At 74.5% G+C, this 15,177-nt stretch carries 14 protein-coding genes and 1 riboswitch; of the genes, 4 read left to right on the top strand and 10 right to left on the bottom strand.

Annotated elements, in window-relative coordinates:
* Positions 1-86 precede the first annotated feature (86 nt).
* Positions 87-848 carry a methyltransferase domain-containing protein gene (locus ACZ7IF_RS22070; protein ID WP_470973734.1) on the bottom strand — a complete coding sequence of 254 codons (762 nt, stop codon included), beginning with the start codon at positions 846-848 and terminating at the stop codon, positions 87-89.
* Between the two features lie 57 nt (positions 849-905).
* Positions 906-1,008, top strand: a riboswitch (ZMP/ZTP riboswitch).
* Positions 1,009-1,068: 60 nt separating this feature from the next.
* On the opposite strand from ACZ7IF_RS22070, the gene ACZ7IF_RS22065 reads away from it, so the two are divergent.
* Together ACZ7IF_RS22065 and ACZ7IF_RS22060 are read left to right on the top strand one after the other, a co-directional pair.
* Positions 1,069-1,914 (top strand): bifunctional 5,10-methylenetetrahydrofolate dehydrogenase/5,10-methenyltetrahydrofolate cyclohydrolase, encoded by an 846-nt coding sequence (locus ACZ7IF_RS22065; RefSeq protein ID WP_470973969.1) that lies wholly within the window; start codon positions 1,069-1,071, stop codon positions 1,912-1,914.
* A gap of 60 nt (positions 1,915-1,974) precedes the next feature.
* The gene (locus tag ACZ7IF_RS22060; protein WP_470973733.1) at positions 1,975-3,234 is read left to right on the top strand and encodes an NADH:flavin oxidoreductase/NADH oxidase family protein; all 1,260 of its coding nucleotides are present in this window, start codon (positions 1,975-1,977) and stop codon (positions 3,232-3,234) included.
* 160 nt (positions 3,235-3,394) lie between these two features.
* Here the strand turns inward: ACZ7IF_RS22060 and ACZ7IF_RS22055 are convergent, their stop codons facing one another.
* On the bottom strand, positions 3,395-4,585 hold the full coding sequence (locus tag ACZ7IF_RS22055) for an MAB_1171c family putative transporter (protein ID WP_470973730.1): 1,191 nt from the start codon (positions 4,583-4,585) through the stop codon (positions 3,395-3,397).
* 114 nt (positions 4,586-4,699) lie between these two features.
* On the bottom strand, positions 4,700-5,263 hold the full coding sequence (locus ACZ7IF_RS22050; RefSeq protein ID WP_470973728.1) for a toxin-antitoxin system, toxin component: 564 nt from the start codon (positions 5,261-5,263) through the stop codon (positions 4,700-4,702).
* Positions 5,264-5,658: 395 nt separating this feature from the next.
* Between ACZ7IF_RS22050 and ACZ7IF_RS22045 the strand changes: the two genes are divergently transcribed.
* Positions 5,659-6,093: a hypothetical protein gene (locus ACZ7IF_RS22045; RefSeq protein ID WP_470973726.1), complete on the top strand. Its 435-nt coding sequence runs from the start codon at positions 5,659-5,661 to the stop codon at positions 6,091-6,093.
* Here ACZ7IF_RS22045 and ACZ7IF_RS22040 read toward each other — a convergent pair.
* Both ACZ7IF_RS22040 and ACZ7IF_RS22035 read right to left on the bottom strand, forming a co-directional pair.
* Complete coding sequence (locus ACZ7IF_RS22040) at positions 6,079-6,882, bottom strand: helix-turn-helix domain-containing protein (protein WP_470973723.1); 804 nt, start codon at positions 6,880-6,882, stop codon at positions 6,079-6,081. The two genes, ACZ7IF_RS22045 and ACZ7IF_RS22040, sit on opposite strands and share 15 nt — an antisense overlap.
* A 33-nt stretch (positions 6,883-6,915) precedes the next feature.
* Complete coding sequence (locus ACZ7IF_RS22035) at positions 6,916-8,718, bottom strand: hydroxysqualene dehydroxylase (RefSeq protein WP_470973721.1); 1,803 nt, start codon at positions 8,716-8,718, stop codon at positions 6,916-6,918.
* Positions 8,719-8,908: 190 nt separating this feature from the next.
* Between ACZ7IF_RS22035 and ACZ7IF_RS22030 the strand changes: the two genes are divergently transcribed.
* Positions 8,909-9,214, top strand: a complete 306-nt coding sequence (locus tag ACZ7IF_RS22030) for a 4a-hydroxytetrahydrobiopterin dehydratase (protein WP_470973719.1) — start codon at positions 8,909-8,911, stop codon at positions 9,212-9,214.
* Between the two features lie 25 nt (positions 9,215-9,239).
* On the opposite strand, the gene ACZ7IF_RS22025 is transcribed toward ACZ7IF_RS22030, so the two are convergent.
* The 5 genes from ACZ7IF_RS22025 to ACZ7IF_RS22005 all read right to left on the bottom strand — a co-directional run bounded on the left by ACZ7IF_RS22025 (position 9,240) and on the right by ACZ7IF_RS22005 (position 15,171).
* Entirely contained in the window at positions 9,240-9,665 is a 426-nt protein-coding gene (locus ACZ7IF_RS22025) for an RICIN domain-containing protein (RefSeq protein WP_470973716.1), read from the bottom strand.
* Between the two features lie 7 nt (positions 9,666-9,672).
* On the bottom strand, positions 9,673-10,515 hold the full coding sequence (locus ACZ7IF_RS22020) for an aldo/keto reductase (protein ID WP_470973714.1): 843 nt from the start codon (positions 10,513-10,515) through the stop codon (positions 9,673-9,675).
* A 128-nt stretch (positions 10,516-10,643) separates the two neighbouring features.
* Entirely contained in the window at positions 10,644-11,270 is a 627-nt protein-coding gene (locus ACZ7IF_RS22015) for a hypothetical protein (RefSeq protein ID WP_470973712.1), read from the bottom strand.
* A 209-nt stretch (positions 11,271-11,479) separates the two neighbouring features.
* Positions 11,480-12,274 (bottom strand): ABC transporter ATP-binding protein, encoded by a 795-nt coding sequence (locus tag ACZ7IF_RS22010; protein ID WP_470973710.1) that lies wholly within the window; start codon positions 12,272-12,274, stop codon positions 11,480-11,482.
* A complete protein-coding gene (locus ACZ7IF_RS22005) occupies positions 12,271-15,171 on the bottom strand; it encodes an ABC transporter permease subunit (RefSeq protein WP_470973708.1) in 2,901 nt (966 codons plus the stop codon). The genes ACZ7IF_RS22010 and ACZ7IF_RS22005 overlap by 4 nt, the downstream gene beginning before the upstream one ends.
* Between the last annotated feature and the right edge of the window lie 6 nt (positions 15,172-15,177).

The following is a 15,177-nucleotide window of genomic DNA, read 5'->3' as shown; positions in this document are numbered from 1 at the left end:
GTCGATTCGTTACGCGCTGAATTGAGTGACCTGCGCCACGCTGTGGCCGCGCAACCGATCCGGAGTGGATCCGTCCGCACCTCGGGTCACTCCTTCTTCCGGGCCTCGATGAGGAAACGGGCGGTGTGCGCGACGAACGGACCCTCGCGCCCGATCCGTTCGTGGAGCTCGCGCAGCCGGTCCCGGTACTGCCCGACCGTGAAGCCGGGAACCATCCAGATCACCTTCCTCAGGAAGTAGATCACGGCCCCGATGTCGTGGAACTCGGTACGCAGCCGCTCGGAGCGCAGGTCGGTGATCTCCAGACCGGCCCGGGTGGCGTCGGCGACCGCGTCGTCGGGGTGGCGGGCGCGCCTGACCTCCTCCGGCTGCGGGCCGAGGAAGTACTCGACGAGCTCGAAGACGCTCGCCGGACCCACCTGCTGCGACAGGTAGGTGCCGCCCGGTGCCAGCACCCGGGCGATCTCGTCCCACCAGATGGTCACCGGGTGCCGGCTCGCGACCAGCTCGAAGGCCTCGTCCCCGAAGGGCAGCGGAGGCTCGTCGGCGTCCGCCACCACCACCGCGCCCAGCGGGTGCAGCAGCCGGGTCGCCCTGTCGATGTTCGGCGGCCAGGACTCCGTGGCGGCCGTCAGCGGGGGCAGCGGGCCCGCTCCGGCGAGCACCTCGCCCCCGCCGGTCTGGATGTCCAGGGCCGAGCGGACGGTGGCCAGGCGCTCGGCCAGCAGCCGCTGGTAGCCCCAGGAGGGCCGCTGCTCGGTGGCCCGGCCGTCGAGCCAGGAGAAGTCCCAGCCGTCGACGGAGACGGACTCGGCCTCGGCGACGAGATGGTCGAAAGTGCGCGTCATGTCTCGATCGTCCCAGCTCGGGCCCCGGTCATCCACCGGATATGTCGACTACAGTGGGCCCCGGGCCGTGACTGGCGTTCGGGTGGATCACCACCGGGGAGCGGCCCGGCGTACACCTCCGCGGTCCGTACGCCGTATGCCGCGCGCCTGGGCGAACCGCGATCCGCAGCGACGTTCAGGAGACCCCGTGACGACTGCCCCCACCGCCACCGCCCAGCTCATGGACGGCACCGCCCTCGCCCGCCGCGTCTCGGAGCGCACCGCCGCCCTCGCGGCGAAGATCACCGAGCGCACCGGCACCGCGCCCTGCTTGGCCACCGTCCTCGTCGGCGAGGACCCCGCGTCCGTGACCTACGTCAAGATGAAGCAGAACCGCTGTGCCAAGGCCGGGATCACCTCCCGCCACGTGGAGCTGCCGGCCGAGACCACCACCGAGGAGCTCGTCGCCGCGATCACCGCCCTCTCCGAGGACCCGGAGATCAGCGGCATCCTGCTCCAGCACCCCGTCCCGCACCACATCGACGAGCGCGCCGCCTTCGAGGCCATCGCCCCCGGCAAGGACGTCGACGGCGTGACCATGCACTCCTTCGCCGCCATGGGCTTCGGCCTGCCCGGCTTCGTCTCCTGCACCCCCGGCGGCATCATGCGCCTGCTGGAGGAGTACGACGTGGACCTCACCGGCAAGCACGCCGTCGTCGTCGGCCGCAGCGCGATCCTGGGCAAGCCCGCCGGGATGCTGCTGCTGGAGAAGAACGCCACCGTCACCTACTGCCACTCCCGCACGCAGGACCTGTCCTCGATCGTGCGCCAGGCGGACGTCCTGGTCGCCGCGGTCGGCAAGGCCGAGTTCATCCGGGGCGAGGACATCAAGCCCGGCGCGGTCGTCCTGGACGCCGGCTACAACGAGGGCAACGTCGGCGACGTCCACTTCGAGTCGGCCGCCGCCCGCGCCTCCCTCATCACCCCGGTGCCCGGCGGCGTCGGCCCGATGACCATCGCGGTCCTGCTGGAGCAGACCGTCCGGGCCGCCGCGGCCCAGGCCGCGCTGGACCTCGCGGAGCTCTGAGGCGATCATCTTGTGGCGCGGCCCCGCGTGACGGCCGCGCCACAAGCTTGGGGGACTCGGATGGACCTGTTCGCACCGCTCGACCTGCCGGGGGGCACCACTCTTCCCAACCGTCTCGCCAAGGCCGCCATGGAGGAGAGCTTCGCCGCCCAGCCCGGCCAGCTCCCCGACGCGCGCATGGAGCGGCTGTACGCCCGCTGGGCGCGCGGCGGCGCCGGACTGGTCATCACCGGCAACGTGATGGTCGACCGGCGCGCCCTGACCTCCCCGGGCACCGTCGTCCTCGACGAGCACTCCCCGCCGGAGCCCTTCCGCCGCTGGGCCGCCGCCGCGACCTCGGGCGACGCCCGGGTCTGGATGCAGATCAACCACCCCGGCCGCCAGGTCGGCTCCGACATGCCCGGCACCGCATGGGCCCCCTCCGCCGTCCCCGTCAGCCTCGGCCGGCACACCAAGCGCTTCGCCCACCCCACCGCCATGACCGAGGCCGACATCGAGGCGACGATCGCCCGGTTCGCCCTCACCGCCGGACGGGCCGAGGAAGCGGGCTTCCACGGGGTGCAGGTCCACGCCGCGCACGGCTACCTGCTCAGCCAGTTCCTCTCCCCGCTCGTCAACCGGCGCACCGACCGCTGGGGCGGCGGCCTGGACAACCGCGTACGGATGCTCACGCAGACCGTCGCAGCCGTCCGGGCCCGGGTCTCGGCCGGCTTCGCGATCGGGGTGAAGCTGAACGCCGCCGACTTCCAGCGCGGGGGCTTCGACAGCGAGGAGGCCGCCCAGGTCATCGCGGCCCTCGACGGCCTCGGAGTGGACCTGGTCGAACTGTCCGGCGGCACCGTCGAGAGCCCCGCCAGCATGGGCCACACCACCGACCAGCGGACCCTGGAGCGGGAGGCCTACTTCCTCTCCCTCGCGGAGCGCCTGCTGGAGACCGCGGCCGTGCCGCTGATGCTGACCGGCGGCATCACCCGCCGCGCCACCGCCGAGGAGGCCCTGGCCCGCGGGGTCGCCGTCGTCGGCATGGCCTCCGCCCTGGCCCTGCGCCCCGACCTGCCCGAGCGCTGGCGCGCCGGCGAGGACGTACGGGTGGCCGTGCCCCGGATCGCCTGGCGGGACCGGAGCCTGGCGGCCGCGGGCACGCTGGCCCTCGTACGCTTCCAGCTGGACCGGCTGGCCCAGGGCCTGGAACCCCGCGCACGCGTCTCACCGCGCTGGATCCTCACCGCCGACAGCCTCCGGCACCGCCGCAGGGTCCGTGCGTACGGGGCCTGGCTGGCCCGCGAGCCGGCCTCCGGCGCTCCTGAGACGGCCTCCTAGGCCGTCTCTTTCGGATCTTGCCGGTCAAGCCCGCGCCGTCCGGTGCCGTGCACCGCAGGCCGGAGAGGCTCCCGATTACCGGACGTCCTCGGGTGCCTCGCCAACGCGGCGAGGTGCGGTGCCGGGCGGCGCGGGTCGGGCAAGATCCGGAAGGGCCGGCCTAGCCGGCCTCCTGGCCGACCGGCAGCCCCCGGCGGGCCGCGTCCACGATGGGCGAGCCGCGGAACTCCCGGGCGAGCGCGGCCAGGGGCTGCCCGTCGAGGCGGTACGGGGCGGGTTCCGCGGAGCCGGCGCCCGCGGCGCCGGACCGTTCGGCGGCGGCCCGTGCCCGGCAGGCGGCGGCGAGCATGGCCGCGTCCGCCACCACGGAGGCACCCGCCTCGGTCAGGCCCTGGCGGCGGGCGGCCCCGTACGCGGCCGTCCGTACGGCGGGGTCGAACCAGCTCGCGAGGGCCAGCAGCCCGTCATCGATCACCGACTCGCGGTGGATCAGCCGGATCCCCACCGGTGACCACCAGGTCAGCGGTACCGTCGCCACGCCGAGGTGGGCGAAGCCGCGCAGGGCCTTCCACAGCGGGCGCAGCCGGCGGTACTGGCTGAAGTCCCGCCAGGCCGCCGAGCCGCCGACCATCGGGACGATGAACCCGGTGCCCACCAGCAGCGCCGCCGCAGAGGCGAGCGGCGGGGCCACGTACGTGGACAGGCCGTCCCAGTCGCGGCCCGCCCAGCGGGCTCCGACGGCCACCCACTTCGCGACGAGGTACCCGAGGTCCAGCACCCCGCCGAGGGTCAGCAGCGCCAGACCGGTCCGCAGCGGCCGCAGCGCGGGATCGACCCGCAGCATCCACTTCAGGCAGAGCAGGCTCAGCGCGGCGCTGCCGACGGTGTGCGCCAGCAGGTAGCAGACGATCATCTCGCGCAGCCACGGCGTGTTCGCGTAGTACGTGTCCAGGTCCCGCAGCCGCTCCACGCGCGCGTCCCCGATCACGAAGAAGGCCACGATCAGCACGGTGACCGCGCTGAACACCCCCACCGTCACCCAGGTCGCCCGCCGCAGCCGGACCGCCGGACCCCCCGCCCAGTGCAGGATCAGCACGATGGAGGCCCCCGAGAAGGCCGTCAGCACGCCGTACACCAGCGGGGCGGCGAAGTTGGCCACCCCGGTGAGCCGGTTGACCGCCGCGAGGGACGGCGGGGGCGCCAGGAAGGTGAGCAGGCAGCCGACCACCAGCAGCGCGCACACGGCCCGCATCAGCGGCTGGTCCCAGCCCCGGCGCAGGGCCGGGGCCTTGATCAGCAGGGCCAGCACCAGCACCGATCCCGCGAGGTAGAGCGGCAGGCCGTCCTTCACCGCGCACGGCCGGGGGTGTCGGTACGGAAGTCCGGGGCGGAGGTGGGGGGCATGGGGCGGTGCTTTCTTTCGGACCGCGCGGCGGCGGGGAAGGGCGGGTGCGGTGCGGTGCGGTCAGAGGTTCCAGCCGAGCGAGGACTTGATGCGCTCGGTCCCGTCCGGGAAGGGCTCCCGCCGGGGCGGGGGCAGGAGCGCCTTCAGGATCTTGCCGAGGTGCAGGCCGAAGGTCTCGGCCCGGATCTCGGCCGGATCCTCCCGGTCGGCGCGGGCCGCCGCCTGACGGACCACCGAGTCCAGCGCGGAGTCCGGGCGCAGCAGGTCCGCGAGGCTGCCGTGCGGGCCCGTCAGGCGGGCGGCCACCGCCATGCCGGGGCCGTGGCCGTCGCAGGCGCCCTCCTCGATGTGCCACAGCTCGTGGCAGGCGATCACCAGTTGGTGCTCGGGCCGGGTGCGGGCCTCCACGACGACCAGGTCGCGCTCCTCCAGCTCCAGCCACAGCCCGCTGGCGGTCTCCGGGGGGAAGGGGGCGAAGCGGAACTCCACCGGCCGGCCGCCGCGACGGCGCCCGAAGGCCGCGCACAGGCCCCCGATGATCACCTCGGCCCCGGCCGGGGCCGTGAGCCGCGCCTCCGCCGTCAGCTCGGCGCCGAGCTTCCGCATGGTCCGTGTGGTCCTCATGGCGCTTCCCCCTCGGCGGTATGGTCCGGGCGCGCGGCCCGCGGCTTGGGCCCGGGCCCGCCGGACAGCCCCGCCGGCACCACGGCGCGGCGGCCCCCGGCCGTGGTGGGACCGGGTCGGGCGACGGCTCGCACCGGAAGGTTCTCCGTGTGTCGACAAGGCGTTCGGGTCGGTGGCTCGGTGCGGTGAAGCCTAGCCGCCGGCCCCGCCCCCAACCACCGCATCCCCCACACTGGCCGCCGCGCACACCGAGCGGCAACCGCCATGACCCCGGAGGTAATCGACCCCGCCCGGGGCACGGCGGCACAGTGGGGTCATCGGGTTCCGGGGCCGCGCACTCGGCTCCGGGACCCGTCCCCACCAGCACGTACGACCCCGATGGAGGCTGAACCGCCATGTCCGCGACCCTGCTCGGCAGCATCGCCCGCACCACCGTCCCGCAGACCATGCTGCGCCGCTTCCTCGCCCTGGACGCGGTGGTCACCACCGGCAACGGCCTCGCCTACGCGGCCTTCTCCGCCCCGCTCGGCCGGCTCCTCGGCGTCGGCCAGGCCACCCTCTTCGAACTCGGGCTCTTCCTGACCGCCTTCGGTGCCGGAGTCGGCTGGCTGGCCTCGCGCCGCCGTCCGCCGGTCTTCCCGGTGAAGTTCGTCATCGAGGCCAACTACGCCTGGGCCGCCCTCAGCCTGGTGTCGCTCGCCGTCTGGTTCCGGCCGACCGCGGCCGGCGCGCTGTGGATCCCGGCGCAGGCCCTCACCGTGGCCTCCTTCGCGCTCCTCCAGCAGCTGGCGCTGCGCTCGGCGGCCGGCCCGGGCTCAGGGGCCCAGTGAGCGCAGGTACTTCACCGTCGCCGGGTCGGCCGGGAGGAAGGTCTCGATGGCCAGCTCGGCGACGGTCACGTCCATCGGCGTGTTGAACGTCGCGATCGACGACACGAAGGACAGCAGCTGCCCGTCGTGCTCGATCACCAGCGGCAGCGCGATGTACGGGACCGGCTCGTCCGGTTCGCCGTCGCCCGGGCGCTCCGGTACCGGGTAGGCCGACACCTCCTCGTACAGCGCGCGCAGCGGCGCCGAGCGGGCCAGCGCGATCTGCCGCTCCATCTGGGCCAGCAGGTGCCCGCGCCACTCCCTGAGGTTGCGGATCCGCGGGGCGAGGCCCTCCGGGTGCAGGGTGATCCGCATCGCGTTCAGCGGCGGCGTCAGCAGGTGCTCCGGCAGCCCGTCCAGCAGCATCCCGATGCCCCGGTTGGCGGCCACCACGTCGTACACGGCGTCGACGACCAGCGCCGGGTAGGGCTCGTAGCCGGTCAGCAGCCGCTGCATGCCCTCGCGCAGGGTCTCCATGGCCGGGTCGTCCAGCGCGGTGTGCGGGTAGTGCGGGGCGTAACCCGCCGCGAGCAGCAGCGCGTTGCGCTCCCGCACCGGCACGTCGAGCCGGTCGGCGAGCCGCAGCACCATCTCCTCGCTCGGCCGGGACCGGCCGGTCTCGATGAAGCTGATGTGGCGGGACGAGGAGTCGGCGCGGCCCGCCAGTTCCAGCTGGCTGATCCCGCGCCGCTCCCGCCAGGTCCGCAGCAGGGCGCCGACCGTGGGCGCCGAGGAGGTCGTGGTGGTCATGGCCACGACGGTAGTCGAGCGGAGCCTGACCGGTCAGCCCAGGTCGAAGACGTTCCGCAGGCCGAGACGGTAGCGCCACAGGTCGTGCCGCTTCGCGGGCTCCAGCTCCGGAGGACGGTGGCGCGGGATGACCGCGCACCGCGCCGCACCCGAACCGTCCCGGTCCAGCAGGGCGTTGACGGCCGCGCGGGCCGAGGCGTTCGCGCCCTCCATCGTCGCGAGATCGATGTCGACGGCCACGTAGTCCCCGCAGAGGAAGAAGTTGGGCACACGGGTGTCCGCGCTCGGCCGGTCGTGGAAGGTCCCGGTCGGGTGGATCAGCAACTCGTCCTGGTTGGTGGGCTCCGGGGTGCCCAGCCCGTCCACGCCCGGGTCCAGGAACCACGAGTGCAGGGTGCGGTCGGCCAGCAGGGTCCGCCCGGTGTCGTTGAGGGAGGCCTTCAGCTGCGCCCACACCTCCCGCGCCACCTCCTCGCGGGTGCACTGCTTGGCCGTCTTGCCGTACAGGATCCCGGGCTTGTCCCACTCGGAGACGTCCACCGACAGGCAGTCCACGACCGTGCCGTCGCCGTAGTCGGCCGGGAAGTCGCGGGCCGGCCAGTGCTCGGCCTGCTGGATCGCCGTCAACGACCAGGGCGAGTCGATGCAGTTGAGGTGCCCGTGCACCAGCGGGGCGCGCTCGGTCAGATAGAACTGGATGCCGGTCATCCAGTCGGTCCGCAGCCGGTCGCAGCGCCCCAGCATGGGGTCCGCGGCCCGCAGCGCCGGGCTCCAGGTGCGGCGGGCGTGCTCCACGGGCAGGGCGCTGACGTAGTGGTCGGCGGTCACGGTCCGCCGGGCCCCGTCCGGGTCCAGCACCGCGACCCCGCTCACGCGGCCGTCCCCGTACCGCACCTCCTGGACGGTCCAGCCGATCCTGAACTCCACGCCGAGGGAGCGCAGGTGGCGCTCCCACGGGTCGATCCACGCCTCGTTGGTCGGCAGGTTCAGGATCCGGTCCGGCGGGCCGTCCGCGCCCCGGCCGAGCGCGTTGCAGACGAAGGCCTCCCCGAGGGTGCCGACCGTACGGGTCGAGGCCTCCTCGGCCTTGGTGGCCACGATGTTGCGGGTGATGCCCACGGCCAGGATGCGCTGGTACTCGCCCGACATCCGCGCGGCCCGGGTGAACTCCCACCAGGGGGTGCGCTCCCACACCTCGTCGCGGCGCTCGTCGCAGCTGGTGAGGAAGACCAGCACCCGGTTGACGAAGTACGCGGTCTCGTGCGCGGGCAGCCGGACGAGGGACTCCAGCATCCCGGTCAGGGCGCGCCGCAGCTCCTCCGGTGTCAGCCCGGCGGGGGAGTGGCCTGGCCAGGGGATGGGCGCGCGCAGGTCCTCGCGGCCGTCCGCCCGGGCGAACATCATCTCGGGCGGGGCCACCAGGTTGTCCCACACGCCGTTCGCGTTGCCGGGGAAGGGGATGCGCCGCATGGTGTCCGGGAGGTTGTGGTAGATCCCCGGGATGAAGCGGAACCCGTGCTCGGCCGGCAGCGGTCTGCGGCCGCCCCGCGCGCTGCCGGGCACGTCCATGCTGCGGGCCTTGCCGCCCAGTGCCCGGCGCTCGTACACGGTGACGGCGTAGCCGCGTTCCGCGAGCTCGTGCGCGGCCGTCAGCCCGGCCACCCCGCCGCCGAGGACGGCGACGGTACGGCCGCCGCCCTTCGGCGGGCCGGCGGCGGCCGCGGCCGGGGCCGCGAGGGCGCCCAGGGCCGGGAGGGTGCCCGCGGCGGCGGCCGCCGCGCCCGCACCCGCGATGAACACGCGCCTCGAACTTCCCGTACCACCCGTGCCGGACATGCCCCGCCTCCTCGTTACCGGTGGTAATGCTCGGTCCGGCGCTGGAGCATAGGGCGGGGGGACGGGGCCCGGAAGCGCCGTGAAGCACCCGGGCGCACTATGGCGGGAAAGGTTCACCACGGCGCACGCCGTGGAAAACTGACTGCACATCACGGGAAGACGTGCAAGAGGACGGGGAAGGAGACAGCGGATGCCGAGCGACCCGCTTTCGCAGAAGGAGATCGAGGACCGGCTCCGGGAACTCCCCGGCTGGGCCTTCGAGGACGACCGGATCGAGCGCACGTACCGCGTGGCCACGCACCGGGCCGCGAGCGCCCTGGTCGCCCACATCTCCGTGGTCCAGGACGAGCTGAACCACCACTCGGAACTCACCCTCGGCTACAACACCGTCCGCCTCTCGGTGAACAGCCACGACGCGGGCGGCGTCGTCACCGAGAAGGACTTCGGCCTCGCCGAACGCGTCGAGGCCCTGGCCCCCGCCCACGGCGCGAGCTGACACCGCCGGCGCCCCCTCCGTCACGTCAGACGGGCTCCAGCCGCCACCACTGGGAGGGTGAGTCGGTGTCCTCGCCCTGCCGCGCCCGGCCCTCGCCGTCGGCCTCCAGCGGCAGCCCGCTGATGCACGCCACCAGCGACACCACCCCCGGATCGTCGAGGTGCTCCTCCACCAGCCACTCCTGGGCGCCGAAGGCGTTGGCCCGCCACACCTGCACCCGGGCGCCGCTCTCGGTCGAGGCGTTCGCCACGTCCAGGCGCCGCCCGTTGTCCTCGCTCACCAGGTGGAAGACCCCGCCGCCGCTGTGCACGGCGGCGATCCGCCACCGCCGGGCGGCCGCCGGAGCGGGCGGCCCGTCGGGGCCGACCCGTACCCGGGATGCGCCCTCCAGCTGGAGCACGAGCCCGCTGTCCACGTTGCGGATCCGGTAGATCCCGTCGTCGATGCCCATCCGCGCCTCAGTTGTCGAAGACGGCCGGATCCGGCCCGATCCGGTGCCCGCCCGCGCCCAGCGCGTCCAGCGCCGCCAGGTCCTCGGCGTCCAGCTCGAAGCCGAAGACGTCCAGGTTCTCGCGGATCCGCGACGGGGTCACCGACTTCGGGATCACGACGTTGCCCAGCTGGAGGTGCCAGCGCAGCACCACCTGCGCGGCGCTGCGGCCGTGCTTGGCGGCGACCGAGACCACCGCCGGGAGCCCGAGGAGCTCCTTGCCCTGGCCCAGCGGGGACCAGGCCTCGGTGGCGATCCCCAGGGAGGCGTGCAGGGCGCGCAGCCCGGCCTGCGGGAACAGCGGGTGCAGCTCGATCTGGTTCACCGCCGGCACCAGCGGGCTCTCCGCGCGAAGCCGCTCCAGGTCCTCCGGCCGGAAGTTCGACACGCCGACCGCCCTGGCCCGGCCGCTCGCCGCGATCTCCTCGAAGGTCTTCCAGATCGTCACGAAGTCGTCGCGCATCGGACGCGGCCAGTGGATCAGGTACAGGTCGACGTGGTCGAGGCGCAGCTTGCCGAGCGAGTCGTCGAAGGCCCGCAGCGTCTCGTCCCGGCCCCACCGGTGCTTGGAGCTGTTCCACAGCTTGGTCGTGACGAAGAGCTCCTCACGGGGGATCCCGGAGGCGGCCAGCGCCTTGCCGGTGCCGCGCTCGTTGCCGTAGGCCGCCGCCGTGTCGACGCTGCGGTAGCCGGCCTCCAGCGCGGCCGCGACTGCCTTCTTCGCGTCGGCGTCCGGCACCTGCCAGACGCCGTAGCCGAGCTGGGGCATGGACGTGCCGTTGTTGAGCCGGACGGCGGGCACCTGGTTCACGTCTGGTCGTTCCCTCGGGTTCGGTGGTGCGGTGCGGGCGGTGCGGTTCCGGCCGCACCGCGCCGCGGTGTACGGGGGGCGGCAACCGGCCTCGCGCCCACCCTATTCCCGCCACCCGTCCGCTCCGCTCAGGGCGCGTTGATCCCGAGGTTCTGGTGGGTGGTGTTCTTGCCGCCGGGGCTCAGGATGTTGTTGTTGGTGTTGATGTTGTTGAAGAGCGTGACGACGCCGCTGAGGTTGACGGGGAGGACCGAGCCGCCGTCCTCGTCGGGGCAGCTTCCGCCGGTGATCGTGGTGGGGTCGTGCGCCGTGACCAGGACCCCGTCCTCGGGACCGCTGACGGTGACGGAGTTGGTCACGGTGCAGGCGGTGTCGGATGCGACGTTCACGGTGACGTCGAAGTTCGCCGTGCCGCCGGCGTCGAGTGTGAGCTCGCAGACGAGCCCGGTCTCCTGGTTACCGCAAACGGCCCCGAAATCGCTGCCGCTGATGGTGAGACTCTCCTGGGTGAGCCCCTGTGGATAGGTGTCCGTGAGGCGCAGGTTGCCGATGGTCGCCGTGTTGCCGGTGTTGGTGACCTTGATGTGGTAGACGCCTTGCCCGCCGCGGGTGAAGTCCCCCTCATGGGTCTTCGTGAGGCTGATGTCCGCCGCGGCGAACGCCGGGGCGGCACCGGTGGTGAACGGCAGGACGACGCCGAGCCCGATGACGGTCCCGAGGGCGGAGAGGCGGCGCCTCAACGTGTGCACGGACATGGGGAGCTGCTCCTGTCGGGCGGTACGCGGGAATCTCCTGCACCACACCGCAACGCACAGGGGCCGGGGGATCAAGGAAGGCAGCGGCCGGCTCACCCGTTCGTCCCCGGCATCGGGGCGAGCGTTCACCCCGGTGGCCGCATCCGGATCGCGGTGAGCCGGTGGGCGGTGTACGCGCCCACCGCGCACCGGCCACCGCCCACCGGCCCCTACGCCGTCCCCAGGTACGCCTCCCTCACCCGCGGGTCCGCGCGGACCTCGGCCGGGGTGCCCTCGGCGAGGACGGAGCCCAGGTCCAGGACGACGACCCGGGTGCAGAGGTCCATCACGAACGCCACGTTGTGCTCCACCAGCAGCACCGCGCAGCCCTCCTGCGCCGCCAGACGCCGTACCACCCCGGCGAGCCGCTCCCGTTCCGGCGCCGACATCCCCGACGCGGGCTCGTCGAGCAGCAGCACCCTCGGCGGGTCGGCCACCGCACGGGCCAGTTCCACCATCCGGGCCTGCCCCACCGGCAGCCCGCCCGCGTACGAGGACCCGAGCGCGCCGATCCCGCAGTCCGCCAGCACCCGCCCGCCCCGCTCCCGGCGGGCCCGCTCCCGGGCCCGCCGGGCGGGCAGGGCCAGCAGGTCGGCGGCCGGGCCGCCCCCGCCGCCCCGCCACTCCTGGGCGACGAGCACGTTGTCGGCCACGCTCAGCTGCCCGAACAGCTGCTGCCGCTGGAAGGTGCGGCGCATCCCGTTCCGGGCCCGCCACACGGGGGAGCGGCGGGTGACGTCCGCGCCGTCGAGCAGGATCCGCCCCTGGTCCGGGCGCCGGATCCCCGAGAGCACGTCGAACAGGGTGGTCTTCCCGGCCCCGTTCGGCCCGATCAGCCCGCACACCTCCCCGGCCCGGATCCCGATGTCCACCCCGGCCAGCGCCCGGACCCCGCCGAAGCTCACGCCGATCCCGCTCGCGCGGAGCACGTGCCCGTCCGTACCGCCGTCCGTGCCGTCGCTCATGGCGCCATCCCCAGGTAGGCCTCGGTCAGCCGGTCCTCCTCCACCTCGGCCCGGGGGCCGCACCAGGAGACCCGGCCCTGTGCGAGGTAGGCCACCGTGTCGGCGATCCCGAGGATCTCGGCGGCCTTCTCCTCCACCAGCAGCAGAGCGGTGCCGGCGTCGCGGAGCTCGGTCAGCAGCGCGTACACCTCCTCCACGACGCGCGGCGCGAGCCCGAGGGACGGCTCGTCGGCGATCAGCACCGCCGGCGGGCGCTGGAGCAGCGGGGCGAGCGCGAGCATCTGCTGCTCCCCGCCCGAGAGGGCCCCGGCGGCGACGGCGCGCCGCTCGCGCAGCCGGGGGAACCGGCCGTACACGGCGTCCCGTTCGGCCGGGTCCTCCAGGTACAGCGCCAGGTTCTCCTCGATGGTGAGCGTGGGGAAGATCCCGCGGCCCTCGGGGGCGAGCAGCACCCCGGCGCGCGAGCGCCGCACCGGCCCGTCGCGGGTGGCGTCCCGCCCGGCCACGGCGACCGTCCCGCACGTGGCCGGCAGCAGCCCGGCCGCGACCCGGCAGGCGGTGCTCTTCCCGGCGCCGTTGGGCCCGAGCACGGCAAGGATCTCCCCGCGCCGGACGGTGAGGTCCACTCCGTGCAGCACGGTCCCGCCGTCGTACCCGGCGACGACCCCGCGCAGCTCCAGCGCGACCGGCCCGGCGGCTCCGGCTCCACCGCTCGTGGCCTGAGCGGGTCCGGCCCCGGCGGCCACGCCCCCGGCGGCCTCCGCCCCCGGCCCCCGCCCCCGGGGACCGGGCGCCGGGGAAGGGCGCGGACCGGGCAAACGCCCCGCGCCGGAGGCCGTGGGCCCGGCTCCGCCGGTGCCGGCCCGGGAGCCCGGTGCCCCGGCGGCTCCGGCTCCACCGCTCGTGGCCTGAGCGGGTCCGGCCCCGGCGGGTCCGGCCCCGGCGGGTCCGGGCCCGGCGGGTCCGGGCCGTTCCCCGTTCCGCCCGGCCAGGGCACGGGCACGGGACCGGCGCAGCGGACCGGCCGCGCAGTAGCCGTCGGGGTCGTTGGCCAGGGCCAGGCCGGCCAGGCCGAAGAGGATCACCGGGAGGTGGGCCGACTCCGTCACGTAGTCCGACAGCAGCCGCGGGGCCACCGCGAACACCAGCCCCGCCACCACCGCGTACGGCACCCGCCGCACCCCGGCCGCGACCACCACCGCCAGCCACACCAGCCCCGTCATGGCGGTGAAGTCCGTGGCCGTGATCCGGGTGTTGTACGAGGCGTACAGCACGCCCCCGAAGCCGGCCAGCCCCGCCGACAGGGTGAACAGCAGCAGCTTCGTCCGCAGGACGGACACCCCCGAGGCCATGGCCGCCGCCGGGGCGGAGCGCACCGCCAGCATCGCCCGCCCCGACGGGGAGTTGCGCAGCGCGCCCAGGGCGGCCGCCACCAGCGAGACCAGCACCACCAGGGCCACCCCGAGCGCCCGGTCGTCGGACAGGTCCAGCGGACCGATCACCGGCCTCGGCACCGCCCAGCCCGCGTCCCCGCCGCGCAGCCACCGCATCTGGAACAGCACCTGGTCGGCCAGGAACGCCAGCGCCAGGGTGGCCAGCGCCAGCGAGCGCCCGCCCAGGCGCAGCGCGGGCAGCGCCACCAGCGCCCCCAGCGCGGCGGCCACGCAGGTCCCCGCCGCCAGGGCCGCCGCGAAGGGCCAGCCCCGGCTCATCAGCAGCCCCGCCACCAGCGCGGCACCGGTGACGAAGGTGGCCTGCGCCAGGGAGACCATCGCGCCGAGCCCGGTCACCACCGTGAAGGACATGAAGACCAGGCCGATGGCCAGCCCCTGCGCGAGCAGTCCGCTCCAGAAGGGGGTGGTGACGGTGTAGAAGGCCGCGGCGAGCAGGAGGGCGCCCGCTGCCCACACCCCCCACCGGCGGCCCCACGCGGCCCCGGCCAGATGGTCGGGCGGCGGCGGCTCCACGGCCGTCACCCCGGCGGTGCGGGCCCGCCGGGTGAGCACCAGCAGCCCGCCGAACAGGATCAGGAACGGCACCGCCGTGCGGAAGCCGGTGATCCCCTCGGCGAAGGAGGCGTACCCGGCGACGAGGTTCTGCACCACCCCGAGCCCCAGCCCGCCCGCGAAGGCCAGCGGGACGGAGGCGAACCGCCCGATCACGGCCGCCGTCGCCGACACGAACAGGAACAGGGTGAAGTCGTGCGCGGACAGCCCCAGCAGCGGGGTGGCCAGCACCCCGGCCAGCCCGGCCAGGGCGGAGGCGATCATCCAGGCCACCGACGACAGCCGGTCGGCGCTGATCCCGCGCAGCTCGGTCAGCGAGCGGTTGTCGACGGCGGCCCGCAGCCGCAGCCCCAGCCGGGTGTGCCGCAGCAGCACCCACAGGGCGGCCGCCACCACCGCCGTCACCACCCAGGTGATCAGCTGGTCGGAGTCCACGCCGACGCCGTCGGCGAGCTGCCAGGAGCGCGCGGGGCTCGGCCCCACCCCGGGCAGCCCGAACTGGTTCTCGGCGGGCTTCAGCGGCAGGCCCGCCTCCGTCAGGACCTCCACCGCCCACAGCCCGGCCGCCGGCAGCGCCACCAGCAGGCCGATGGTCGCCACGATCTGGGCGGTCTCCCCGACCCGCGCGAGCCGGCGGAACATCAGCCGGTCCAGCCCCCACCCGAGGCCGGGCGCGAGTACGCACACCACCAGCAGGGCTGCCGGGACGGCCGGCCAGCCCAGGCCCGAGTGCAGCTCGTAGAAGGTGAGCGCGCACAGGTAGGCGGTGGCCCCGTGCGCGAAGTTGAACAGCCCGGACGCCGAGTACGACAGCACCAGCCCCGTGGCGAGCAGTGCGTACAGGGCGCCGGAGACCAGGCCGCTCAGTACGAAGACGAGCAGGTCGCCCATGCCGTC

It is taken from the genome of Streptomyces sp. NPDC037421, from assembly GCF_055602105.1.
This window is presented reverse-complemented; position numbering and strand designations above follow the sequence as displayed.